At 72.8% G+C, this 23,030-nt stretch carries 19 protein-coding genes; 4 read left to right on the top strand and 15 right to left on the bottom strand.

The window, feature by feature from the left end; genetic code table 11:
- Positions 1 to 51: 51 nt before the first annotated feature.
- The 3 genes from ACWGKJ_RS24030 to ACWGKJ_RS24020 form a co-directional block, all read right to left on the bottom strand.
- Positions 52 to 2,049 (bottom strand): tetratricopeptide repeat protein, encoded by a 1,998-nt coding sequence (locus ACWGKJ_RS24030; protein ID WP_385029556.1) that lies wholly within the window; start codon positions 2,047 to 2,049, stop codon positions 52 to 54.
- Positions 2,050 to 2,230: 181 nt separating this feature from the next.
- Positions 2,231 to 2,857: an NUDIX domain-containing protein gene (locus ACWGKJ_RS24025; protein WP_385029559.1), complete on the bottom strand. Its 627-nt coding sequence runs from the start codon at positions 2,855 to 2,857 to the stop codon at positions 2,231 to 2,233.
- Between the two features lie 107 nt (positions 2,858 to 2,964).
- Positions 2,965 to 4,623: a CTP synthase gene (locus ACWGKJ_RS24020; protein WP_385029562.1), complete on the bottom strand. Its 1,659-nt coding sequence runs from the start codon at positions 4,621 to 4,623 to the stop codon at positions 2,965 to 2,967.
- Between the two features lie 438 nt (positions 4,624 to 5,061).
- Between ACWGKJ_RS24020 and ACWGKJ_RS24015 the strand changes: the two genes are divergently transcribed.
- Positions 5,062 to 6,864, top strand: a complete 1,803-nt coding sequence (locus ACWGKJ_RS24015; protein WP_385029565.1) for a glycoside hydrolase family 15 protein — start codon at positions 5,062 to 5,064, stop codon at positions 6,862 to 6,864.
- 63 nt (positions 6,865 to 6,927) lie between these two features.
- Entirely contained in the window at positions 6,928 to 8,517 is a 1,590-nt protein-coding gene (locus ACWGKJ_RS24010) for a PucR family transcriptional regulator (RefSeq protein ID WP_385029568.1), read from the top strand.
- A gap of 117 nt (positions 8,518 to 8,634) precedes the next feature.
- On the opposite strand, the gene ACWGKJ_RS24005 is transcribed toward ACWGKJ_RS24010, so the two are convergent.
- From ACWGKJ_RS24005 to ACWGKJ_RS23980, 6 genes are all read right to left on the bottom strand, one after another.
- Positions 8,635 to 9,750 carry a glycosyltransferase family 4 protein gene (locus tag ACWGKJ_RS24005; RefSeq protein ID WP_385029571.1) on the bottom strand — a complete coding sequence of 372 codons (1,116 nt, stop codon included), beginning with the start codon at positions 9,748 to 9,750 and terminating at the stop codon, positions 8,635 to 8,637.
- 147 nt (positions 9,751 to 9,897) lie between these two features.
- A complete protein-coding gene (locus ACWGKJ_RS24000; protein WP_385029574.1) occupies positions 9,898 to 10,668 on the bottom strand; it encodes a hypothetical protein in 771 nt (256 codons plus the stop codon).
- Between the two features lie 110 nt (positions 10,669 to 10,778).
- Positions 10,779 to 12,521 carry a DNA repair protein RecN gene (gene recN, locus ACWGKJ_RS23995; RefSeq protein ID WP_385020814.1) on the bottom strand — a complete coding sequence of 581 codons (1,743 nt, stop codon included), beginning with the start codon at positions 12,519 to 12,521 and terminating at the stop codon, positions 10,779 to 10,781.
- Positions 12,522 to 12,611: 90 nt separating this feature from the next.
- A complete protein-coding gene (locus tag ACWGKJ_RS23990; RefSeq protein ID WP_385020811.1) occupies positions 12,612 to 13,559 on the bottom strand; it encodes an NAD kinase in 948 nt (315 codons plus the stop codon).
- Positions 13,560 to 13,615: 56 nt separating this feature from the next.
- Positions 13,616 to 14,431: a TlyA family RNA methyltransferase gene (locus ACWGKJ_RS23985; protein WP_385020809.1), complete on the bottom strand. Its 816-nt coding sequence runs from the start codon at positions 14,429 to 14,431 to the stop codon at positions 13,616 to 13,618.
- 7 nt (positions 14,432 to 14,438) lie between these two features.
- Entirely contained in the window at positions 14,439 to 14,744 is a 306-nt protein-coding gene (locus tag ACWGKJ_RS23980; RefSeq protein ID WP_385020806.1) for a hypothetical protein, read from the bottom strand.
- A gap of 42 nt (positions 14,745 to 14,786) precedes the next feature.
- On the opposite strand from ACWGKJ_RS23980, the gene ACWGKJ_RS23975 reads away from it, so the two are divergent.
- Positions 14,787 to 15,134 (top strand): SCP2 sterol-binding domain-containing protein, encoded by a 348-nt coding sequence (locus ACWGKJ_RS23975; RefSeq protein ID WP_385020803.1) that lies wholly within the window; start codon positions 14,787 to 14,789, stop codon positions 15,132 to 15,134.
- A 148-nt stretch (positions 15,135 to 15,282) separates the two neighbouring features.
- On the opposite strand, the gene ACWGKJ_RS23970 is transcribed toward ACWGKJ_RS23975, so the two are convergent.
- The 4 genes from ACWGKJ_RS23970 to ACWGKJ_RS23955 form a co-directional block, all read right to left on the bottom strand.
- The gene (locus ACWGKJ_RS23970) at positions 15,283 to 16,113 is read right to left on the bottom strand and encodes an ABC transporter ATP-binding protein (protein WP_385020800.1); all 831 of its coding nucleotides are present in this window, start codon (positions 16,111 to 16,113) and stop codon (positions 15,283 to 15,285) included.
- Between the two features lie 20 nt (positions 16,114 to 16,133).
- On the bottom strand, positions 16,134 to 17,162 hold the full coding sequence (locus tag ACWGKJ_RS23965; RefSeq protein ID WP_453315816.1) for a FecCD family ABC transporter permease: 1,029 nt from the start codon (positions 17,160 to 17,162) through the stop codon (positions 16,134 to 16,136).
- 5 nt (positions 17,163 to 17,167) lie between these two features.
- Positions 17,168 to 18,214, bottom strand: a complete 1,047-nt coding sequence (locus ACWGKJ_RS23960) for a FecCD family ABC transporter permease (RefSeq protein WP_385020797.1) — start codon at positions 18,212 to 18,214, stop codon at positions 17,168 to 17,170.
- 141 nt (positions 18,215 to 18,355) lie between these two features.
- Complete coding sequence (locus tag ACWGKJ_RS23955) at positions 18,356 to 19,384, bottom strand: HAD hydrolase-like protein (RefSeq protein ID WP_385020794.1); 1,029 nt, start codon at positions 19,382 to 19,384, stop codon at positions 18,356 to 18,358.
- A gap of 65 nt (positions 19,385 to 19,449) precedes the next feature.
- Between ACWGKJ_RS23955 and ACWGKJ_RS23950 the strand changes: the two genes are divergently transcribed.
- Positions 19,450 to 20,760, top strand: a complete 1,311-nt coding sequence (locus tag ACWGKJ_RS23950; protein WP_385020791.1) for a DUF1015 family protein — start codon at positions 19,450 to 19,452, stop codon at positions 20,758 to 20,760.
- A 134-nt stretch (positions 20,761 to 20,894) separates the two neighbouring features.
- On the opposite strand, the gene ACWGKJ_RS23945 is transcribed toward ACWGKJ_RS23950, so the two are convergent.
- Both ACWGKJ_RS23945 and ACWGKJ_RS23940 read right to left on the bottom strand, forming a co-directional pair.
- Positions 20,895 to 21,650: a tetratricopeptide repeat protein gene (locus ACWGKJ_RS23945; RefSeq protein ID WP_385034190.1), complete on the bottom strand. Its 756-nt coding sequence runs from the start codon at positions 21,648 to 21,650 to the stop codon at positions 20,895 to 20,897.
- Positions 21,650 to 22,735: a hypothetical protein gene (locus ACWGKJ_RS23940; RefSeq protein ID WP_453315811.1), complete on the bottom strand. Its 1,086-nt coding sequence runs from the start codon at positions 22,733 to 22,735 to the stop codon at positions 21,650 to 21,652. Before ACWGKJ_RS23940 ends, ACWGKJ_RS23945 begins: the two co-directional genes overlap by 1 nt.
- Between the last annotated feature and the right edge of the window lie 295 nt (positions 22,736 to 23,030).

The following is a 23,030-nucleotide window of genomic DNA, read 5'->3' as shown; positions in this document are numbered from 1 at the left end:
TCCAAAGCAATAATCTTCAGTCGAGCAACCACGGATTTCGTAGGCAAATCCTCAATCGGCCAGCAATCTCTCAGCCGAACCGCGGTGCAGTCGCGCGGCCGCGGCGTCGCCCAGTCGCTCCAGGGTGTCGGCGAGCCGCATATGCAGCGCCGCCTGAAGCCGCACGTCATCGGCGCGCCGCGCCCACTCCACCGCCTCCGTGCAGGTGCGGAGCGACTCCTCGGGCCGGCCCGCGTACTCCTGCACCCGGGCCACCTCGCTGAGCGCCCGCGCCTGGGCGGGCAGGTCCCCGGTGCGGCGGTAGCCGGCCACCGCGGCCCGCCAGCTGCGCAGCGCGTCGGTGTAGTGCCCCGCATAGGTGTGGACGGCCCCCAGCCGTCCGTGGAGCCGGGACTCGTCCGCCAGTTCCCCGCGCGCCTGCCGCTGGGCGAGCGCCCGCCCGTACCAGTCGCAGGCCCGCTGCCAGTCCCCCAGCTCCTGGTAGGCGCCGCCGACGGATTCCGTCGCCCGGCCGGTCGCGTACGGGTCGTTCGCCCTGCGCCCCGCGTCCAGTGCGGCCCGGTAGCGGGTCAGCGCCTCCCGGGTGCGGCCGGTCCTCGCGTCGAGATCGGCGAGGTTGAGCAGCGCCGCCGCCTGTTCCCGGTGCAGCCCGCGCCGCTCGGCGACACCGAGGACCAGCTGGTGGAGTCCGTACAGCTCGGCGGCCGCCGCCTCGGCGCCGCGGTGCGCGGTCAGGGCCCGTACGAAGGCGGCGACCAGCCGCCGGGCCAGCGTGTCCAGCTCACCGTCCGCGACGGCCAGCCGTGCGCTCGCGAGCAGCGCGGGTTCCCGCAGCCGGAGCCACTCGGCGGCGGCCGGGGCGTTCGGGAAGCGCAGCGTGCGGGGCAGCCCGGCCAGCTTCCTGCGGGACGGCGAGCCGTCCGGGTCGGTCACCGCCCGGCAGGACTGGAGCAGCCGTACGGTCCGTTCGAGCAGCCGGGCCCTGGCCAGCTGGATCTCGGCGGGCCGGTCGTGGTCCTCCGTCAGCGCACGGAGCAGCGGGGCGAGACAGCCCGGCACCTCGTACTGTCCCTGCGGGCAGGCGTGCAGCAGCCCGAGCCCGGCGAAGTCCTCCAGGGTGGAGTGGGCCGCGGACACCGAGCAGCCGGCCAGCGCCGACGCCGTATGCGCGTCGGCCAGTCCCGCGGGGGCGAGGGCGAGGAGCCGCAGTATCCGGGCGGCCGGCTGCGGGAGCGAGGCGTACACGAACCGGAAGGCGCGGGCCAGCGGGCGGGCGGCCGCGGGCTCGTCGGGTCCTTCGGGCATGTTCCGCAGCTGCTGGGCGACGTCCGCGACCGACAGCTTGGGCCGGGCGGCGAGCCAGCCGCCGAGGAGCACCAGGGCCGCGGGCTGCCCGCCGCACTCCTCGGCGAGCGCCTCGGCGGTCCGCGGGTCGACGGTGATGCGGACCGCGCCTGCGAAGCGGCCCAGCAGTCCGACGGCCGATGCCGTGTCCAGACCGCCGAGCGTGCAGGGTCTGACGTCGGGGATGCCGGTCAGCGGACCGGTGGAGACGGCGACCACCAGGGAGCGCGAGACATCGGGGAGGAACGGGTCGACCTGTCCGGCGTCGGCCGCGTCGTCCAGGACGAGCAGTACCCGGCGCCTGGCCAGGGCCTCGCGCACCAGCGCGGCGAGGTCGTCGTCGGCGGCGCCGGCCGGGGCCGGGACCCCGAGCGCGCCCAGCAGCAGACGTGCGGTGTCCCCCGCGGGCACCGGGTCGCCGCCGGATGTGGTGAGCCGGGCGGTCAGCACCCCGTCCGGGTAGTCGGCGGTGAGCTGTCCGGCCAGTTCGGCGGCGAGCGCGCTGCGTCCCGATCCGGGCTTTCCCGCGATGAGCAGCACCCGGGGGCGAGCGCCCTTGCGGCCGGCCAGGGTGTCCAGGCCCGCCCGGGCGATGTCGGCCCGGAGCGCCTTCAACTCCCTCTGCCTGCCGAAGAAGTGACTGCCCGTCCGGTCTGATGCCGATGTCGTGACCCGGTCGACCGCATCCACCGCCTGATCCGTCACGGGCTCGCTCCGTCCGCCTGCACACCGGCCCGCCGGGGGCCCGGACGGGACGGTGCCGAGCGTAGTTCAGATGGCCGGACGAACCAGGCGGGGCGGGGCGGAGACCATAGGCATGTCCCTCAATCGGGTCAGCCGATCATCACACCAGCAATCGGAGGGCTCGGGGCCTCCGCGACGGGTTCTACGCCTCGAAGGGGCGGGCCGGCCAGGGGGCGTCGGCCGGGCGCAGCGCGTCCAGTCCTTCGCCGTTCAGCGCGGCGGTGAACGCCAGGATCCCCACGACCAGGCAGGTGTTGTGCAGTTCCCCGGCGAGCGCGCCCCGGACCAGCTCCGCGGGCTCGACCCGGGCGTGTTCCATGTCGGCCTCCTCCTCCGAGACCTCGAAGCGCGCGCCCTCGGCCTCGGAGACCTGACGGGCCAGGAAGATCCGTACGGCTTCGTCGCAGCCGCCGGGCGTCGGGTAGACATCGGCGAGTACCCGCCAGTCCTCGGCCTTGACGTGCGCCTCCTCGTACAGCTCGCGCTGCGCGGCGTGCAGCGGGTTCTCGCCGGGGATGTCGAGCAGCCCCGCCGGGATCTCCCAGAGCTTCTGGCGTACGGGGTGGCGGTACTGGCGCAGGACGATGACCTTGCCTTCGTCGTCCAGGGCGAGGACGGCCACCGAGCCGGGGTGGACCTGGTAGTCGCGGTGTACGACCGTGCCGTCGGGCATCACCACGTCGTCGGTGCGGACGCTGGTCTTGTTCCCGGTGAAGGGGGTGGTGGTCGCCGTGACCTGCCACTCCTCGGCGGTGTCCCTGATGGCCATGGAAGCGTCCTCTCAAAAGCGGAAACCGGGGCGGGGGTCATGAGATCCCCGCCCCGGCCAACGGTAACGCCCGGGTGTGACGCCCGTGTCCGCGTACCGCCCGGCGGCTACTTGCCCGTCTTGCGCGCCACGGCGGCCTTGACCAGGCCCGCGAAGAGCGGGTGCGGCCGGGTGGGGCGGGAGCGCAGTTCCGGGTGGGCCTGGGTGGCGACCAGGTAGGGGTGCACCTCGCGCGGGTACTCGACGTACTCGACGAGCTTGTTGTCCGGGGAGGTGCCCGAGAAGACCAGGCCCGCCTTGGTCTCCAGCTCGGCGCGGTAGGTGTTGTTGACCTCGTAGCGGTGGCGGTGGCGCTCCTCGACGTAGGGCTGGTCCTCGTACGCCTCACGGACGAGCGAGCCCTCGGCGAGCTTCGCCGGGTAGAGGCCGAGCCGCATGGTGCCGCCCAGGTCGCCCGCGCCCTCGACGTAGGCCAGCTGCTCCTCCATCGTGGAGATCACCGGGTGGCCGGTGACCGCGTCGAACTCGGTGGAGTTGGCGTCGGGGATGTCCGCGATGTTCCGCGCCGCTTCGATGACGATGCACTGCAGACCCAGACAGAGACCGAGCAACGGGATCCGGTTCTCACGGGCGTACTGGATCGCGCCGACCTTTCCGTCCACACCGCGCTCACCGAAGCCGCCCGGGATACAGATCGCGTCGACGTCACCGAGCTGCTTCTTCGCGGCGGCCTGGGTCCGGCAGTCGTCGGACGTGACCCACTTGACCTTCACCCGGGCCCGGTTGGCGAAGCCGCCCGCCCGGATGGCCTCGGTGACCGAGAGATAGGCGTCGGGCAGGTCGATGTACTTGCCGACCAGAGCCACGGTGACCTCGTGGTCGGGGTTGTGGACACGGTCCAGCAGGTCGTCCCAGACGGTCCAGTCGACATCGCGGAACGGCAGGTCGAGCTTGCGCACGACATAGGCGTCCAGGCCCTCGGTGTGCAGCACCTTCGGGATGTCGTAGATCGACTTGGCGTCGACACAGGCGACCACGGCGTCCTCGTCGACATCGCACATCAACGAGATCTTGCGCTTGATCGCGGTCGGCACCTCACGGTCGGCCCGCAGCACGATCGCGTCCGGCTGGATACCGATGTTGCGCAGGGCCGCGACGGAGTGCTGGGTGGGCTTGGTCTTCAGCTCGCCCGACGGGCCGATGTAGGGCAGCAGCGAGATGTGCACCACGAACACGTTGTCCCGGCCCACCTCATGGCGGACCTGGCGGACGGTCTCCAGGAACGGCAGCGACTCGATGTCGCCCACCGTTCCCCCGACCTCGGTGATGACGACGTCGACGTCCTCCGTGGCCATCCGGCGGATACGGTGCTTGATCTCGTTGGTGATGTGCGGGATGACCTGCACGGTGTCACCGAGGTACTCGCCGCGCCGCTCCTTGGCGATGACCGTGGAGTAGACCTGACCGGTGGTGACGTTCGCGGAACCGTCGAGATCCACGTCGAGGAAACGCTCATAGTGGCCGATGTCCAGGTCCGTCTCAGCGCCGTCGTTGGTGACGAACACCTCGCCGTGCTGGAACGGGTTCATCGTGCCCGGGTCGACGTTCAGGTACGGGTCGAGCTTCTGCATCGTGACGCGCAGGCCGCGGGCCTTGAGGAGCGCACCGAGACTGGAGGCGGTCAGCCCCTTGCCGAGCGAGGATGCGACACCCCCGGTGACGAAGATGTGCTTGGTCGTCGCGGATGCTGAGTTGCGGGCCTGCATGGCCAAGAGGGGGCTCCCGTGGTCGCGATCTGGAGTGCGTGCCGACACGGGGCCCGGAGACTTCCGGGGGTGCCGTCGCTGCGGTTCGGGGCGTGATGACCACCGGTCCACGGGCCACCAGGGTATCAGCGACCGCGAGAGGCTGCTTCCGGCCACGCACCGCGCCGACTCCGCCACGCACAGCTCAGGCTTCACGGGAAGGTCATCATCCGGTCACCCAACACTCACCCGTTCAGCGCAGTCGCGTTGCCGGGCGGGTCATGCGGATCACCTGGGTGCGTCGTATCCTGCTCGGACACTCGCTGCCGAGGCGGCCGGAAACGGCACCACCCCCGCCCGTTCTCCGGAACGAGCGCCCGCCAGCGCTTATTCAAAAAGCCCCTGACTGCAACACAAGCGCCCCGAGGGGCGACGTGGCCGTTCGACTGGAGATTGCACGTGGCCGGGCGCATCGAGGATTACGCACTCATCGGAGACATGCAGACCGCCGCCCTGGTCTGCCGGGACGGGACGGCCGACTGGCTGTGCCTTCCCCGCTTCGACTCGCACGCCGTCTTTGCCGGACTGCTGGGAACCGAGGAGAACGGTTTCTGGCGGCTCGGCCCCGCACATGCCGCTTCGGCATGCCCGCCGGCCGCCGACCGGCGCCGCTACCGCGGGGATTCACTGATCCTCGAATCGGAGTGGGACACGCCGCGCGGCACCGTCCGTGTGACGGATTTCATGCCGCCCCGTGACGGCGCACCCCAGCTGATCCGGATCGTGGAAGGGGTGAGCGGGCGCGTCCCGATGCGCTCCACCCTCCGCATGCGGTTCAGCTACGGGCGGGTGACGCCCTGGGTCCACAAGGTGGACGGGCGGACCGTCGCCGTCGCCGGGCCCGACTCGGTCTGGCTGGACACCTCGGCCGAGACCTACGGCGAGGACCTGACGACGTACTCCGACTTCACCGTCGGACCGGGCGACAGAGTCGCCTTCACCATCAGCTGGGAGCCGTCGCACAAGGCCCCGCCCGCGCTGCCCGAGCCGGAGAACTCGCTGGAGGCGACCGAGGACTTCTGGCGCGACTGGGTCGACCAGTGCACGTACCACGGCCCCTACCGCGAGGCCGTGGTCCGCTCGCTGATCACCCTCAAGGCGCTCACCTACGCGCCGACCGGCGGCATCGTCGCCGCCCCGACAACCTCACTGCCCGAGGACATCGGCGGCTCGCGGAACTGGGACTACCGCTACACCTGGCTCCGCGACGCGGCCATCACGCTCTCGTCGCTGCTGCGCACCGGCTACCGCGAGGAGGCCCGAGCCTGGCGCGAGTGGCTGCTGCGGGCGGTCGCGGGCGACCCGGAGAACCTGCAGATCATGTACGGGATCGCCGGCGAGCGCGAGCTCGGTGAGGCGGAGCTGGACTGGCTGCCGGGGTACGAGAACTCGGGCCCCGTCCGGGTGGGCAACGGCGCGGCCGGACAGCTCCAGCTGGATGTGTACGGCGAGGTCACCGAGGCCCTGCACCTCGCGCATATGACCGGTCTGGCCCGCAGCGACTACGCGTCGCTGCTCCAGATCAAGCTGATCCGGTACCTGGAGGACCACTGGGACCAGCCGGACGAGGGCATCTGGGAGGTGCGCGGACCGCGCCGCCACTTCGTGCACTCCAAGGTGATGGCCTGGGTCGCTGTCGACCGGACCATCAAGCTGATCGAGTCCGGGGACGCCGAGGGACCCGTCGAGCGCTGGCGCGAGCTGCGCGACGACATCCACCGCGATGTCTGCGAGCGGGGTTACGACCCGGAGCGCAACACGTTCACGCAGTCGTACGGCTCGAAGGAACTGGACGCCTCCCTGCTGCTCATCCCGCAGATGGGGTTCCTGCCGCCGGACGACAAGCGGGTCATCGGCACCGTCGAGGCCATCCAGCGCGAGCTGTCCACGCCGGACGGCTTCGTCCTGCGCTATCCGACGACGGGCGGCTCGGCGGGCGTCGACGGCCTGGAGGGCGACGAGGGCGCCTTCCTCGCCTGCTCGTTCTGGCTCGCCGACGACCTGGCGATGATCGGGCGGGTGGACGAGGCGCGCAAGCTCTTCGAGAAGCTGCTCGGGCTCCGCAACGACCTCGGGCTGCTCGCCGAGGAGTGGGACCCGCGGCTCCAGCGGCAGGTGGGCAACTTCCCGCAGGCCTTCAGCCATGTGCCGCTGATCGACACTGCGCTGCGGCTCACGGCCTCGGGGGCGTACGGAGGGTGACCTGCGGCCGGGGGCCCACGGAGGGTGACCTGCGGCCGGACGGCTTCCGGTAGCGTCCGGCCCATGGAGAACCAGGGCGGGATCACGGTGCAGCGGGCGCTTGAGCTGCCGGGACTGCGCGGTGGGCTGCCCGAGGTCGTCGCGGGCGCCGACCGGCTCACCCGTACCGTCCGGTGGGTGCACGCGGGCGAGGTGCCGAACATCGCCTCGCTGCTCAAGGGCGGCGAGCTGCTGCTCACCACGGGGCTGGGGCTCGGTACCCGCCCCGCCGAGCAGCGGGCGTTCGTACGCCGCCTCGCCGACCGCGGTATCGCCGCCCTGGTGGTGGAGCTCGGGCCGCGTTTCTCGCGGCTGCCTTCGACGCTCGTGGAGACCGCGCGGGCGGCGGGGCTGCCGCTGGTCCAGCTGCACCGCGAGGTGCCCTTCGTCTCGGTGACGGAGGAGGTGCACACCGAGATCGTCAACGGTCACTACGCCCTGGTGCAGCGCGCCGACGAGGTGCACCGGCGGTGCACCGAGGCGCTGCTCGGCGGCGGCGGAGTGCCTCAAGTCCTGGCGATCCTGGCCGAGTTCACCGCCAACCCGGTCTTCCTCGAAACCCCGGACGGACAGCTGCTGTACGCGGCGGGCGAGGGCGAGCCGCTTCAGGTGTGGGAGGGGCTGCGGGGCCATCGCCCGGCGGGCGCGGTCCTGGTCGATGTGGCGGGCGGCGGCTCGGGCAGCGGTTCGGTGCGGGCCAGGCTGGCCCTGCTGCCGGTGTCGGCGCCGCTGGCCCAGGTGCACCGGATGGCCGCCGAGCGGACCGCCGGGATCCTCGCCGTCGTGCTGATGCAGGCCCGCCAGGAGGAGGAGCTGGCCGCACGCGGACGCGGTGACTTCCTGACCGATCTGGCCGAGGGGCGGGTCTCCGCTCATGACGCGCCCGCGCAGGCCCGGGTCCTCGGTTTCCGGCCGGGTGAGGGCCCGCTGCTGCCCGTGGTGATGCGGCTGGCGGCCGAGCTGTCGCCGTCGGGGAACTGGGCGGTGCTGGCCCGCGCGGTCCTGGAGGAGCTGGGTTCGGTCGGGGCGCCGGTGCTGCTCGGCGTACGCCCGGTGGAGGGCCGGGTCCCGCTGCTGCTGGCTCTGCGTACGGAGTCGGAGCGCTCCGCCGTGGCCGACCGGGTCGCGGTCGCGCTGCGGGCCGGTGTGGCGCGCGCGGGTCTGGAGCGGGCCGGCGCGCATCCGCCGGTCGTCGTGGTGGGGGTGGCGGGCGGCTGGGCGGCGGCGTCGGCCGGACTGCGGCACGCCGCCGAGACGGCGACGGCCGCACAGGGGCTGCCCGACCGCCCCTGGTACGACGCGCGGCGCCTGGACATCGACCTGCTGCTGTGGCGGCTGCGCGACCAGCCTGACCTCGCGGCCTTCGTGGACCGGGCGATCGGGCCGCTGCGCGAGCACGACCGGACCTCGCGGCCCGCACTGCTGCCGACGCTCCAGACCTATCTGGCGCACGCGGGCCGCAAGGCCGAGACGGCCCGCGAGCTGCATCTCAACCGCCAGACGCTCTACAACCGGCTGGCGCGGATCGCCGAACTGCTCGGTACGGACCTGGACGACCCGCAGACGGTGCTCGCCCTGAGCCTGGCCCTGCGGGCCCGCCGGCACACCCCCTGAGCCGGCATCCCGCCCCGCCCCAGCCCCCGCCACCGGGCTGCGGGTGACAGACGGTCAGCGCCCGTCGGCGGTCCCGCTCAACTCGCCGTGGATTGGTTCAGATCGCCGTGGACTCGGTCAACTCGCCATGGATTCGGTCAACTCGTCGTAGACACTGAGCACATGGGCCACCGTCTCGTCCTCGGTCGGCCAGCTCGCGGCCTGAGCGAGGCCCGCGGCGGCGAGCCGCTCCCGGTGTCCGGGGTCGCCGAGCAGGGCGGTCACCCGCGCGGCCAGCGCCTGCGGGTCCCCGTACGGGACGAGTTCGGCCGCGTCACCCACCAGCTCGGGCACCCCGCCGACCGCCGTGGCGACCAGGGGCACCCCCAGTCGCAGCGCCTCCTGCGCCAGCAGCGACCGTGCCTCCCAACGGCTGGAGAGCACCGCCACATCGGCGGCGGCGAGCAGCTCCGTCACGTCCTCGCGGCTGCCCATGAGCCGGACCGCGAGCCCGTCGGCCGCGATCCGGCTCTGCAGCGCGGCACGCTCCGCGCCCTCGCCCGCGATCACCAGCAGCGGTACCGGGTCGAGGTGCTGCCAGAGCCGCGCCGCGTCGAGCAGCGTCCCGTAACCGTGGTGCGCGACGAGGCTTCCCACCGCCATCACCAACGGCCGGTCCACCGCACCCAGTTCCGCCCGCGCCTTGCTCTCGGGGCCGGTCGCCGCCGTTCGGGGCGCGGGGGCAGCGACCGGCGCGAGCCGCGCGTCGCGCGCCCCCCGGCTGCGCGCCCTGTCGACCAGTTCGGACGACGTACCGAGCACAACTGCCGCCGCCCTGGCGGCCCTTCGCTCCATCAGCCGCAGCAACCGCGCCCGTGCCCCTTCGGCGTGCGGGCGGGTGTGCCAGGTGACGACGAGCGGCCTGCGCACTCCGCTGAGCGCGAGTGAGCTCCGTACGGCGGCGTTCAGACCGTGCGCGTGGACGATGTCGGCCCGCAGACAGGCGGCGCGCAGCGCTGCGACGGCCGCCGGATCACTGCGCCGGGGTACGGGCACGAAGTGCGCGCCTGCCTCGCCGAAGCCGTACGTCCCCTCAAGCTCGACGGGGGCGCACACCGTGACGTGCACGCCCCGTTCGACCAGGCCCCCGGTGAGCGACCGGACATGTGCGCTGCTGCCGGCGCTGCCGCCGCCCAGCACCTGTACGGCGCGGAGAGGTGAACGGCCGTACGGCGGGACCTGGGTGCTGCTCACTGACCGGAGCTCCTGAGTCGGCGTCGGACGGATGTGTGCGCCCCAGGATGCCAGCCCGCGCGCGGGTTCCGGCACTCCCCGGGGGCCTGGCCCCGGTACGGGCACGTCAACGCGCGGGCGCTGTCACTCGCATGGGTGAGATGCGGCTCAACAGGCTGCCGCGCGGCTCACCTTGTCACCGTACGCGGCGGCGGCGACCACCGCCGCCGCGTGTGCGGCGAGCCCGGCCCGGCCGTTGCCCGCGACGATCGCCACACCGAGCGCGGCACCGAGCGCATGCGCCCCCGCGTCGCCCAGCATGGTCTGTTCGGCCAGATCGTCGATGACGACCGCGGCGGCGGCCCCGAGCGGTGCGGCGGCGAGCGCCGCCGCCGGGCCGCGCCGCAGCAGACCCGGCGCCGTGAGACCGAGGACCGCGACGGCGGCCCGTCCCGGGCGCACGTCCACCAGATTGACGAGGTGGGCGCTGCCCGCGACGACGACACCGGCCAGCACCCGGTCGGCCGGGCGGTCCCTGAGGAGCGCGCCCGCGGCCAGACCCGCCGCGCCGATCCCCAGGAGCTTCACGGCGCCGCTGGTGATCTCGCCGTGGCGCAGCGCCCCGAGATGGGCTCGGAACCCACGGCGCGGATCGCCCGCACCCGCGGTGTCGTCGTACGCCCCGCAGGCCCCGGCGGCGAGCACGGCCAGAGCCGCCGCACCGCGCGCCCGGGGCGGAAGGGTGCAGGCGAGCGCGCCGAGCGCCGCCCCGACCGTGGTGGCGGGGCCCGCGCAGAGATCGACCGTGCGCCCGGCGTAGTTGGTGCGCTCCCAGCGCGCCGCGCCGCCCGGGAACCGGCGGCGCAGCCCCGTCGCCGCGGCGCGGGTCGCGCCGAACGAGACGAGAAGTGCGGTGGTGCGGGCGCCGTGTCTGGTCATGCGCCCACCCTAGGCGGCCCCTCCGCCGCACCCAGGGACGGGGCGGCGGGACCGGGGATCCCGGTCCCGCCGCTTCGTTCAGCCGTCCGTCCGTTCAGCCGTCCACCCGTTCAGCCGTCCGCCCGCGCCGTGGCCAGCAGCTCCTCGGCGTGGGCCCGTGCCGTCTGCGAGTCCTCCTGGCCCGCGAGCATCCGCGACAGCTCCCGTACCCGGTCCTCGCCCTCCAGGACGGTGACACCGCTGCTGGTGACCGAGCCGTCGTGGGTCTTCTCGACGAGCAGCTGCCGGTCGGCGAAGGCCGCCACCTGCGGCAGATGCGTCACGACCACCACCTGCGCGGACCTCGCGAGCCTGGCGAGCCGCCGGCCCACCTCCACCGCGGCCTTGCCGCCGACCCCGGCGTCGACCTCGTCGAAGAGATACGTCGGTACGGGATCGGACCCCGCGAAGACCACCTCGACCGCGAGCATCACCCGGGACAGCTCACCGCCGGACGCCCCCTTGGAGATGGGGCGGGCTGCCGTACCGGGGTGCGGGGCCAGCAGCAGTTCCACCTCGTCGGCCCCGAGCGGACCGAAGGCGACCGTACGCCCGCCGACCTCCACTCCTTCGGGGTCGTCGGTCTGCCGGATGTCGATCGTCACCCGGGCGTGCGGCATGGCGAGCGAGGCGAGTTCGGCGGTGACGGCGTCCGCGAACCGTTCGGCCGCCTCGGTGCGCGCGTCGGTGAGCGCCTGCGCGAGACCGGACAGCTCGGAGCGCAGCGCCTCGTGCTCCGCCGTCAGTTCACCGATCCGGTCGTCGTCGCCCTCCAGCTCGGTGAGGCGCGCCGCGCCCTCATCGGCCCACGCCAGGACGGCCGCGATGTCCTCACCGTATTTGCGGGTCAGCTGGGTCAGCGCCGCCCGCCGTTCCTCGACGGCCGCCAGCCGCAGCGGATCGGCGTCGAGGTCGTCCGCGTAACCGGCCAGCTCCCCCGAGACGTCGGCGAGCAGAATGCCGATCTCGCCGATCCGTTCGGCGAGCCCGGCCAGCGCCGGGTCATGGGCGCGTACCGCGTCGAGCGCCCGCCCCGACCCGGCGACCAGGGTCGTCGCGTCGATGCCCTCGGGGTCCTCCGGGTTGCCGACCAGCGCGGTGTGCGCGGCGGACGCGGCGGACGCGAGCGCTTCGGCGTGCCCGAGCCGCTCGGCCTCCGCGGCGAGTTCGGTGTCCTCACCGGGCAGCGGCTCGACCGCGGCGATCTCGTCGAGACCGAAGCGGAGCAGATCGGCCTCCTGGGCCCGTTCCCGTGCCCGGGTGGTCAGCTCCGCCAGCTCGGCGGCGACCGCTCGCAGCCGCGTGTAGGCAGCCGCGTACTTGGTGTGCGGGACCGCCACCGCATCCCCGGCGTACCGGTCGAGCGCCTGGCGCTGTCTGGCCGGGCGCAGCAGCCCCTGCTGGTCGGTCTGTCCGTGTACGGCGACCAGTTCGTCGGCGAGCTCGGCGAGCAGCCCGACCGGTACGGAACGCCCGCCGATGTGCGCCCGCGAGCGCCCTTCGGCCGAGACCGTACGGCTGATGAGCAGCGCGCCCTCGTCGAGTTCGGCGCCCGCGTCCTCGGCCCGTACCGCGGCGGGTGCGCCGTCGGGCAGCGCGATCCGCCCTTCCACCACCGCCGACTTGGCGCCGAGCCGTACCAGGGCGGCGTCGGCGCGCCCGCCGAGCAGCAGCCCCAGGCTGGTCACGACCATGGTCTTGCCCGCGCCGGTCTCACCCGTCACCGCGGTGAAGCCGGGTGAAAGCTCCACCACAGCGTCGTCGATGACTCCGAGCGACCGTATCCGCATCTCCTCCAACACGCACATGACCATACGAGGTTTCCCGGGTCCCGTGCGACGTGGCCCGGCCGCAGGGCCCGCCGGCCGGGCCGCACCGGGTACCCGGCGGGGGTCCGGTAGGGCTCAGTGCGGAGCGCCCCGCCAGCCCGCAACGGGCAGTGCGAACTTGGCCACCAGCCGGTCGGTGAAGGAGGCGTGGTGCAGCCGCGCCAGCCGTACGGGAACGGCTCCCCTGCGCACCTCGACGCGTGCCCCGGCGGGCAGTCCCACCGAGCGGCGCCCGTCGCACCACAGGACGCCCTGCGGGGTGTGCGGCTGGACCTCGACGGCGAGGACGGACGAGGGCGAGGTCACCAGCGGCTTGGCGAACAGGGCGTGCGCGCCGATGGGCACCATCAGCAGCGCCTCCACCTCCGGCCAGATCACCGGTCCCCCGGCCGAGAAGGCGTACGCGGTGGAACCGGTCGGGGTGGCGCAGACGACGCCGTCGCAGCCGAAGCCGGTGACGGGGCGGCCGTCGATCTCCAGGACGACCTCCAGCATCCGCTCGGGCTCGGTCTTCTGCACGGCCGCCTCGTTGAGCGCCCAGTCCCGGTGCACGATGTCCCCGTTGTTGTGCACGAGGACGTCGACGGTCATCCGCTCCTCGACCTCGTACGAACGTGAGACCACCCGGTTGACGACCTTGTCCAGGTCGTCGCGCTCGGCCTCGGCGAGGAAGCCGACCCGGCCGAGGTTGACGCCGAGCATCGGCACCCCGGAGGCGCGGGCGAACTCGGCGCCGCGCAGCAGCGTTCCGTCGCCGCCGAGGACGATCAGCAGCTCGCAGCCGTCCAGGCAGGAGGGGGTGGCCTCGTCGGCGAGTTCGACCGATGGCGGCACCGGCAGGTCGGCCGCCTCCGCCGCCAGGACCCGCACCCGCAGGCCGTTCTTCAGCAGCCCCTCCACCACGCGCTCGGCGCTGCGGACGGCGGCGGGCCGCCCGGTGTGCGCCAGCAGGAAGACCGTACGGTCCCCGGGGGGCGCCGCCGCCGGTTCCGCAGGCGCTTCCACCGCGGGTCCCGCCGCCACGGCAGGTGCCGCTCCCCGCGCTGCCCGGCCCGCTGCCGGTGCTGATGCTGACTCCGTCACTGCGGCCCCTCCGCCACTGCACGCTCCACATCCGCCGGATCGAGCGCGGGCGCGTCCGCCCGCAGCCACAGAAAGTACTCGACGTTCCCCGAGGGCCCCGGCAGCGGGCTCGCGGTGACACCCCGCACGCCGAGTCCGAGCCCGGCCGCCTGCCCGGCCACTGTCCGCACGGTCTCCGCCCGCAGCCCGGGACTGCGGACCACGCCTCCGCTGCCCAGCCGGTCCTTGCCGATCTCGAACTGCGGTTTCACCATCAGCACCAGGTCGGCGTCCGGGCCCGCGCACCCCACGAGAGCGGGCAGCACCAGCCCCAGCGCGATGAACGAGAGGTCGCCCACGACCAGGTCCACGGGGGTTCCGCCGATGGCGTCGAGCGTCAACTCGCGTACGTTCGTACGGTCCTTGACGGTGACCCGGTCGTCGCTCTGCAACGACCAGGCGAGCTGCCCGTACCCCACGTCCACCGCGACGACCTGTGCGGCGCCCGCCCGCAGCAGGACATCGGTGAAGCCGCCGGTCGACGCGCCCGCGTCGAGCGCCCGGCGCCCCGCGACCCGCAGGCCGAGCGGGGTGAAGGCCGCGAAGGCGCCGGCGAGTTTGTGACCGCCCCGCGAGACGTAGTCGGGGTCGGTGTCGTCCTTGCGCACGACGACCGCCGCGCTGGTCTCGACCTGGGTGGCCGCCTTGGTCGCGGTGGTGCCCGCGACGGTCACCCGCCCCGCGGCGATCAGCTGGCTCGCGTGCTCCCGTGAGCGGGCGAGACTCCGGCGGACCAGCTCGGCGTCGAGACGTCGGCGTGCCACTCCTGCCACGTTCGGTTCAGCTCCTGCTGTTGTGAGGGACGGTCTGAGGGAGGGGGCCACGGGCCGGGACCGGCGGTCCGGGCGGTGCGTCCAGCGCGTCCAGCGCCCGGCGCAGCCCCTGATGTACATCTTCGTACACCTCGACATGTCCGTCGGCGTCGAGGTGGTCGGCGTCGGCCAGCCGGTCGAGCACCCGGTCCACCCCGGCGTCCCCGGTGGGTGTGCGGACCACACCCAGCGGCGCCGGGGCGTCTTCCGTACGGTCCTGGCCGTCCTGGCTCCCGGCCTGCGCCCCGGAGGGCTCCGGCATCGCGTCACTCATGCCCAGACGCTACCCCGAAGCGCTGCGGTACGGTCGGTCACGATGGCGACGACAGAAGAGTGCCGCAGCGCCCTCGACAGGCTCTCGGACAACATGACAGAGGCGAACAGCCAGGTACGCGGCGCGGCAGCGCTGGACCGCTCGCTGAGCTGCCACATCACCGATCTCGACGTCACCTTCACCGGGCGTCTGGTGGACGGCCGGATCCAGGTGCTCGACACCCTTGAAGGACCGCCGCGTGGCAAGGCGGAGATCCGGCTCGCGATGAAGGGCGACGATCTGGTGGCCCTGGTCGGGGGCGAGCTGAACTTCGCCAAGGCCTGGGGTTCGGGCCGGGTACGGCTCGAAGCGGGCTTCCGCGATCTGCTGCGCCTCAGGACGCTGCTCTAGCCGCAGCGACCGGGGCTCTGCTGCGGGCGCGCCTCAGGACACTGCCGCGGGCACGCCCCAGGGCACCGCTCCAGCCACGTCTCAGGGCCCCAGCCGTGCCCGGGGACGCCGCTCCAGCTACGGCTCGGGACACTGCCCCGGCCGTGCCTCAGGACGCGGCAGCAGCCGTGGTGGGCGCCACCACGGCCGCGGTCCGCGCCCGGCGCCCGGCGGGCACCACCAGCGGTGTTCCCGTCTCGGGGTCGTCGATGATCTGGCAGCGCAACCCGAACACCTTCTCCACGAGCGCGGCGGTGACGACATCGCCCGGCGCCCCTTCGGCGACGATCTCGCCGTCCCGCATGGCGATGAGATGGGTCGCGTAGCGCGCGGCGTGGTTGAGGTCGTGCAGCACGGCCACCAGGGTGCGCCCCTGCGTCTCGTGCAGTTCGGCGCAGAGGTCGAGCACATCGATCTGGTGCTGGATGTCGAGGAAGGTGGTCGGCTCGTCGAGGAGGAGCAGCGGGGTCTGCTGGGCGAGCGCCATCGCGATCCACACGCGCTGGCGCTGGCCGCCGGAGAGTTCGTCCACGTAACGGTCGCCGAGCTCGCCGATCCGGGTGGCCGCCATCGCCTCCTCGACGATGCGCTCGTCATCGGGCGACCACTGGCGCAGCAGGCCCTGGTGCGGGTAGCGGCCGCGGGCCACCAGGTCGGCGACCGTGATCCCGTCGGGGGCGATCGAGGACTGCGGGAGCAGGCCCAGCGTCCTGGCCACCTTCTTGGCCGGCATCGAGCCGATCGCCTGCCCGTCGAGAAGCACCCGCCCCTGGGAGGGCTTCAGCATGCGCGAAAGGGCGCGCAGCAGTGTCGACTTGCCGCAGGCGTTGGGGCCGACGATGACGGTGAAGGAGTTGTCGGGGATCTCGACCGAGAGGTTCTCGGCGATGATCCGCTGCTCGTAGCCGAGGGTGACGGATTCGGCGGTGAGTCGCTGCATGGTGGTACTCCTGGTTGTCATCAGATCCGTCCTGCCTTCCGTTCGGAGACCAGCAGCCACAGCAGGTAGCAGCCGCCGAGCACCCCCGTCACCACTCCCACCGGCAGCTGCCGGTCGCCGAAGGCCCGCTGGGCGGTCCAGTCGGCGACGACCAGCAGGGCGGCGCCCATGAGGGCCGAGGGGATGAGGTTGGCGCCCGGCGAGCGGGTCAGCCGCCGGGCGAGCTGAGGTGCGCTGAGAGCCACGAAGGCGATCGGCCCGGCGGCGGCGGTGGCCACCGCGGTGAGCAGGACCGCTGCCAGCATCAGCACCAGCCGGGTCCGCTCGACCCGTACGCCCAGGGCGTACGCGGCGTCGTCGCCCATCTCCAGCATCCTGAGATTGCGCCCGTACCCGATGACCAGCGGCATCAGCACCACAGAGGTGGCCAGGAGCGGCCAGACCTGCGACCAGTCGCGGCCGTCGAGTGAGCCGGTCATCCAGACGACGGCGCGGGTCGCGTCGACCAGGCCGGCCTTGGTGAGCAGATAGCTGTTGCAGGCGGTCAGCATCGCGGCGGCGCCGATACCGACGAGAACCAGCCGGTAGCCGTGCACCCCCCGCTTCCAGGCCAGCGTGTACACGGCGATGCCGGTGGCCAGGCCGCCGACGACCGCCCCGCCGGCCACCGCGGTCGCTCCGCCGTGGAAGAGCACGATCACCGCGAGTGCTCCGACGCTCGCCCCCTGTCCGAAGCCGATCACATCCGGACTGCCCAGCGGATTGCGGGAGATGGACTGGAAGACCGCGCCCCCGACGCCCAGCGCCGCCCCGACGAGGAGCCCGACGAGCGCCCTGGGCAGCCGCAGGTCGTTGACGATGAACTCCTGGGCCGTGGTGCCGCTGCCCAGGAGGGTGCGGATCACGTCCGTGGGTGCGATCGGGTAGTCACCGCTGCCGATGAGCACCACACCGGCCACCAGGGCGACCACGGCAAGCAGGACGACCACGACCGCTGCTCTGGCCTCGACCCGCAGCGAGAGCCCGCCCGGGGTACGTATCGCGTGCATCGCTTTCACAGCTGAGTCATCCTCCGGCGGCGTACGAGAAAGATGAAGATGGGGCCGCCGATGAGCGCGGTCACGATGCCGACCTGGAGCTCGGCGGGCCGGGCGACCATCCTGCCGACGACGTCGGCGCCCAGCAGCAGGACGGGCGAGAGGACCGCGGCGTACGGCAGCGTCCAGCGCATGTCGGGTCCGGTGATCGCCCGGACGATGTGCGGGACCATCAGCCCGATGAAGACGATCGGCCCGCAGGCGGCGGTCGCCGATCCGCAGAGCAGGGTCACGGCGAGCATCGCGAGGACCCGGGTGCGGGTGAGGTGCGCGCCGAGCGCCCTGGCCGTGTCGTCGCCCAGCGCCATGGCGTTGAGCGGGCGGCCGAGCAGCAGCGCCACCAGCAGGCCGGCCACCACGAAGGGCCAGACCTGCGTCACCGTCCCGGAGGTCGCCGACGCCAGCGAACCGACCGTCCAGAAGCGCATCTTGTCCAGGGCGTCCGAGTTGAGCAGTTCCACACCGTTGACGTAGCCGAACATCGCGTAGGTGGCGGCCGTACCGGCGAGCGCGAGCCGTACCGGGGTGGCCCCGCGGCTCCCGCTCAGTACGTAGACGAGGACCGAGACCACGGCGGCGCCCGCGAAGGCGAACCACACATAGCCGGTGAAGGAGCTGACCCCGAGGAAGCTCACCGCGGAGACGACGGCGGCGGACGCACCCGCGTTGACGCCCAGAATGCCGGGCTCGGCGAGCGGGTTGCGGGTGAGCGCCTGCATCACCGCTCCGGCGACCCCGAGCGCGGCCCCGACCAGGACCCCGAGGACGGTGCGGGGGACGCGCACATCCCGGATCAGTACGTCGTCGCCCGTGCCCGAGCTGTGCGCCAGACCGTGCCACACCTCACCCAGCGGCACCGCCTTGGCACCGATCGCGATACTCGCGACGACGACCAGGAGCAGCAGGGCGAGCGACAGCAGCAGCCCGGCTGCGCGCGCCGCGTTGCGCCTGGGTGGCGCGGGGGCTTGCTCCGCGCTCTGCCTGGAGGGACTGTCGACCAACACGTGGTTAGGTTAGCCTAACCCTGGCGGTTCTCCGACCGGGCGGCGGTACGGGCCGGCCCCGGAGCCCGAAGCGGACAGCCGCACCGGGACCGGGCGTGGACACCCGCCCCGGGACCGGGCGGGCGCCGAAGCCCTGCGAGGTCAGAGCCCGATGCGGGCGATCGCCTTGCCGGCGTCCCGACCGTACGTACCGTCGCCCGCCTCTGTCCAGGCCGCGGCACACAGCGCCCGCAGCCCGTCCAGCGGGCCCCCGTCACCGTCGACGGCAGGCTCCCCGTCCCGTACCGATACGCTCCAGCCGCCGCAGCGGAACACCCCGCCGTCCTCGGTCACTTCGGGCTGGCCGGTGAGCAGCCCGCGCAGATCCGCGTCCACATAGGTCGGCCGGTGCTCGGGCGGTGCGGCCAGCAGCTGGGCCGCGTCCGTCACGCCGGTCAGTACGAGCAGCGAGTCCACCCCGCCGTTGAACGCGCCCTCGATGTCGGTGTCCAGCCGGTCCCCCACGACCAGCGGCCGCTTCGCGCCGGTCCGCAGCACGGTCTCCCGGTGCATCGGCGGCAGCGGCTTCCCGGCCACCTGCGGTTCGGCCCCGGTCGCGATCCGGACGACCTCGACCGCGGCGCCGTTACCGGGAGCGATCCCGCGCGCGCTGGGAATGGTCAGATCCGTATTGGAGACGAACCATGGCAGACCGCTGTTGATCGCGTACCCGGCCTCGGCGAACCGCGCCCAGGTCATGTCCGGGCCGCCGTACCCCTGCGCCACCGCGACCGGGGAGTCGTCGGCCGAGTCCACCGGTTCCAGGCCGCGTTCGCGCAGCGCGACCCGGAGCCCCTCCCCGCCGATGGCCAGCACCCTGGCTCCCCGCGGGAACTGATCGGCGATCAGCCGGGAGACCGCCTGGGCCGATGTGATGACATCGGAGGCATCGGCGGGCACGCCCAGTTCGGTGAGGTGGTCCGCCACCGCCTCCGGTGTCCGCAGCGCGTTGTTGGTGACGTACGCGAGGTGCATCCCGCCGTCCCGCGCGCTCCCGAGCGAATCGACGGCGTGGGCGATGGCCGCGCCGCCCGCGTACACCACCCCGTCCAGGTCGAGCAGGGCTGTGTCGTACGTCTCACTCAAGGGGGTCGTCATGCCGTCTGGGCTGGTCCTGGTCTGCCGGGTCATCGCACTCCTTGTCGCTGTTCTTCTCCGATCATCCCGTATGACGGATCCCCACATACCATGCACCAATGACTTCAAGTGGTCGGCATGCGGACAACGGACTGCGTCTTTTCCCTTTCCGCGGAGTGCGCTACGTTCCCGAACGCGTCGGCAGTCTCGCGGCCGTCACGTCCCCGCCGTACGATGTCGTGGTCCGGCCGGACGGGCTGCACCATCTGGAGTCCGCCGATCCGCACAACATCGTGCGCCTGATCCTGCCCCAGGCCGACACTCCCGCCGCCCGCAACCAGAAGGCCGCGGCGACGCTCACGGAGTGGTTCGACGACGGCATCCTGGCCGCGGACCCCGAGGCCGCCCTCTATGTGTACGAGCAGCGCCACGGCGAGGTGCTCCAACGCGGTCTCATCGGCACCCTGGCCCTCTCCACCCCCGAGGAGGGCGTGGTCCTCCCGCACGAGGACGTGATGGCCGACATCGTCGCGGACCGGGCGGCGCTGATGCGGACCACGGCCGTCAACTTCGAACCGCTCCTGCTGACCTACCGCGGCGACGCGACGGAACCGGCGGGAACGGCAACGGGAGCCGCACGCGTGCGGGGCGCGGCGGCGGTCATCGAGCGGGCGATAGCCGGAGACCCCCTGCTCGCGACGGTCACCGAGGACGGCTTCAGCCACCGGCTGTGGGCCGTCACCGATCCGGCGGAGATCGCGGAGGCGCAGACCGACCTGGCAGGGCGGCAGGCCCTGATCGCCGACGGGCACCACCGGTGGGCGACCTATCTCCGGCTGCGCGACGAACACCCGGGGCCCGGCCCCTGGGGATACGGCCTGGTGCTCCTCATCGACACGGTCCACTATCCGCTCCAGGTCAGGGCGATCCACCGGGTACTGCGCCGGCTGCCGGTCTCCGAGGCACTGACGGCGCTCGACGGCGCCTTCCGGGTCCAGTCGTTCGACGCGCTCCCGGAGGCCCTTGCCGCCCTCGCCGACGCGGCGTCCGCGGGCAACGCCTTTCTGCTCGCCGGGGACGGCCGCTTCCATCTCGCCGACCGTCCGTCACCGGAGCTGCTGGCCCGCACGGTCCCCGCCGACCACCCCATGGCCTGGCGGACGCTGGACGCGACAGTGCTCCACCACACGCTGCTCGACAAGGTCTGGTCGGTCCCGGACGCGCCCGAGCACATCACGTACATCCATGCGACGGACGCGGCCGTCGAACAGGCCGAGCGACTGGGCGGTACGGCCGTCCTGATGTACCCGGTACGCGAGGAGGTCGTCCGGGAACTGGCCCGCCAGGGTGTGACGATGCCACGTAAATCGACCTCGTTCGGCCCGAAACCGGCGACCGGGCTCGTGCTGCGCCGCCTCGCCATCGGCTGAGCCGCAGGGAGCGCTCCACCACAACGAGCAGGCCGCACCCCGGTCTCCCGGGGTGCGGCCCTGCTCGTTCACCTACTGCGTCTCAGCCCGCCGACCGTACTGCCCGGACGGGCCGGCCGGCGCCGGGGCTGACTTCAGCCCCGGCCGCCCGCGGTGCTGTCGTCGCCCGTGCTGTCGTCGTCCGTGCTGTCCTCGTCCGTACCGTCATCGTCCAGACTCCGGTTCCGGTCCGGGGCATCGGACGGGGACTCATGGGGCTCGTCGCCCAACTCCTCCTCGACATCGACGAACTCGACACCCTCCAGCTCCGCGAGCCGGTCCGATGCGTCCGTCGAGCCGTCCTTGTCGGACTCGATGGTCCTGGCGAACCACTCACGGGCCTCGTCCTCACGCCCCGCGGCGAGCAGCGCGTCGGCGTACGCGTACCGCAGCCGCGCGGTCCACGGCTGTACGGAGTGGGAGGCCAGCTCCGGGCTCTGCAGCGTGACGATCGCCGCGTCGATCTGCCCCATGTCGCGGCGCGCACCGGCGGCGACCAGACGCATCTCGACCTGTCCGGCCTTGTCGAGCTTCTGGACCTCGGGCTCTCCGGCCATCGCCATCGCCCGCTCGGGCCGGCCCAGGCCGCGCTCGCAGTCGGCCATGACGGGCCAGAGCTCGACGCTTCCGGTCATCCGCTTCGTGGCACGGAACTCGGCGAGCGCCTCGGTGTACTTCTGCGTCGCGTATGCGGCGAACCCGGCCGCCTCACGCACGGCGGCGACCCGGGAGGCCAGCCGGAGGGCGATACGCGAGTACGCGTACGCCTCTTCGGGGTCCTCGTCGATCAGCCGGGCGACCATCACCAGGTTCTTGGCGACATCCTCGGCCAGGGTCTTGGGCAGGCTCATCAACTCCTGCCGTACGTCCTTGTCGATCTCCTCGCCGGTGACATCCTCGGGAATCGGAAGCCGCTTGACCGGCTCACGGTCCCGGTCACGGTCGTCCCGCTGGAATCCGCCGCCCCGCTCGTCACGCTGGCCGCCGCGGTACCCACCACGGTCCCGGTCGTCGCGCTGGCCACCTCGGTAGCCACCGCGGTCACCACCGGAGGGACGGCCGCCGCGGTCGTTGCTCCGGTCGTCACGGCGGAAGCCGCCACCGCCGGAACGGTCGTCACGGCGGAAACCACCACTGCGCTCACCATCCCGACGCGGACCACCCGAGAAACGGTCATCACGACGCGGCCCACCGGACGAACGGTCATCACGACCACCGCGGTACCCACCACGGTCACCGCCCCGGTCATCACGGCCCCGATCATCACGACGCTCGAAACCACCACCGGGACGCCCACCACGACTGTCGTCACGGCGGAAGGACGAACGATCATCACGGCTGTCATCACGCCGGAACGACGGACGGTCATCACGCCGATCGTCACGCCGGAAACCACCACCCGGACGGCCACCGCGGTCGTCATCGCGGCGCGGACCACCCGAAGGACGGTCGTCACGACCACCCCTGAACCCGCCGCGGTCGTTGCCCCGGTCGTCACGGCGGAAGCCGCCACCGCCGGAACGGTCGTCACGGCGGAAACCACCACTGCGCTCACCATCCCGACGCGGACCACCCGAGAAACGGTCATCACGACGCGGCCCACCGGACGAACGGTCATCACGACCACCGCGGTACCCACCACGGTCACCGCCCCGGTCATCACGACGCTCGAAACCACCGCCAGGACGCCCACCACGACCGTCATCACGCCGGTCGCCGCGACTGTCATCACGCCGGAACGACGGACGGCCATCACGCCGGTCATCTCGCCGGAAACCGCCTCCGTCACCGCCCGGACGCCCACCGCGGTCACCACCGGCCGGACGGCCACCACGGTCATCACGCTGGCCACCCCGGTACCCACCGGCGCCGCCCGGACGTCCTCCGCGATCGTCACGGCGCGGGCCGCCCGATGAACGGTCATCACGACCGCCACGGAAGCCCCCGCCACTGCCACCGGTACCGCGGCTTCCGCCACGGCTGTCGTCCCGGCGGTAGCCACCGCGGTCGCTGTCCCGGCTCGGGCCGCTGGGTCGACTGTCACGACCACCGCGGAATCCGCCCTGGTCACCGCCGTCCCGGCGACGCGGCTCGCGCTCCGGTCGGTCGTCGGGAGAGTTGGTGGACATGGGTGGGGCTCCTGTCTTCGGGTACCGCGATCATTCTCACGCACTCGGCGATCCGGTGCGCTTCGGGAAATAAAAAAAGGACCTTTGGTCCCAGCGTTGAAC

It is taken from the genome of Streptomyces sp. NPDC054757, from assembly GCF_053612185.1.
This window is presented reverse-complemented; position numbering and strand designations above follow the sequence as displayed.

Excerpts from the sequence above, each read along its gene's own strand:
- ACWGKJ_RS24020 (WP_385029562.1), bottom strand. The coding sequence starts at position 4,623 with ATGCAGGCCCGCAACTCAGCATCCGCGACGACCAAGCACATCTTCGTC.
- ACWGKJ_RS23980 (WP_385020806.1), bottom strand. The coding sequence starts at position 14,744 with ATGAGTGACGCGATGCCGGAGCCCTCCGGGGCGCAGGCCGGGAGCCAG.
- ACWGKJ_RS24010 (WP_385029568.1), top strand. The coding sequence starts at position 6,928 with ATGGAGAACCAGGGCGGGATCACGGTGCAGCGGGCGCTTGAGCTGCCG.
- ACWGKJ_RS24000 (WP_385029574.1), bottom strand. The coding sequence starts at position 10,668 with ATGACCAGACACGGCGCCCGCACCACCGCACTTCTCGTCTCGTTCGGC.
- ACWGKJ_RS23975 (WP_385020803.1), top strand. The coding sequence starts at position 14,787 with ATGGCGACGACAGAAGAGTGCCGCAGCGCCCTCGACAGGCTCTCGGAC.
- ACWGKJ_RS23970 (WP_385020800.1), bottom strand. The coding sequence starts at position 16,113 with ATGCAGCGACTCACCGCCGAATCCGTCACCCTCGGCTACGAGCAGCGG.
- ACWGKJ_RS23950 (WP_385020791.1), top strand. The coding sequence starts at position 19,450 with ATGACTTCAAGTGGTCGGCATGCGGACAACGGACTGCGTCTTTTCCCT.
- ACWGKJ_RS23945 (WP_385034190.1), bottom strand. The coding sequence starts at position 21,650 with ATGAGCCTGCCCAAGACCCTGGCCGAGGATGTCGCCAAGAACCTGGTG.
- recN (WP_385020814.1), bottom strand. The coding sequence starts at position 12,521 with ATGGTCATGTGCGTGTTGGAGGAGATGCGGATACGGTCGCTCGGAGTC.
- ACWGKJ_RS23965 (WP_453315816.1), bottom strand. The coding sequence starts at position 17,162 with ATGCACGCGATACGTACCCCGGGCGGGCTCTCGCTGCGGGTCGAGGCC.
- ACWGKJ_RS24025 (WP_385029559.1), bottom strand. The coding sequence starts at position 2,857 with ATGGCCATCAGGGACACCGCCGAGGAGTGGCAGGTCACGGCGACCACC.
- ACWGKJ_RS23955 (WP_385020794.1), bottom strand. The coding sequence starts at position 19,384 with ATGACCCGGCAGACCAGGACCAGCCCAGACGGCATGACGACCCCCTTG.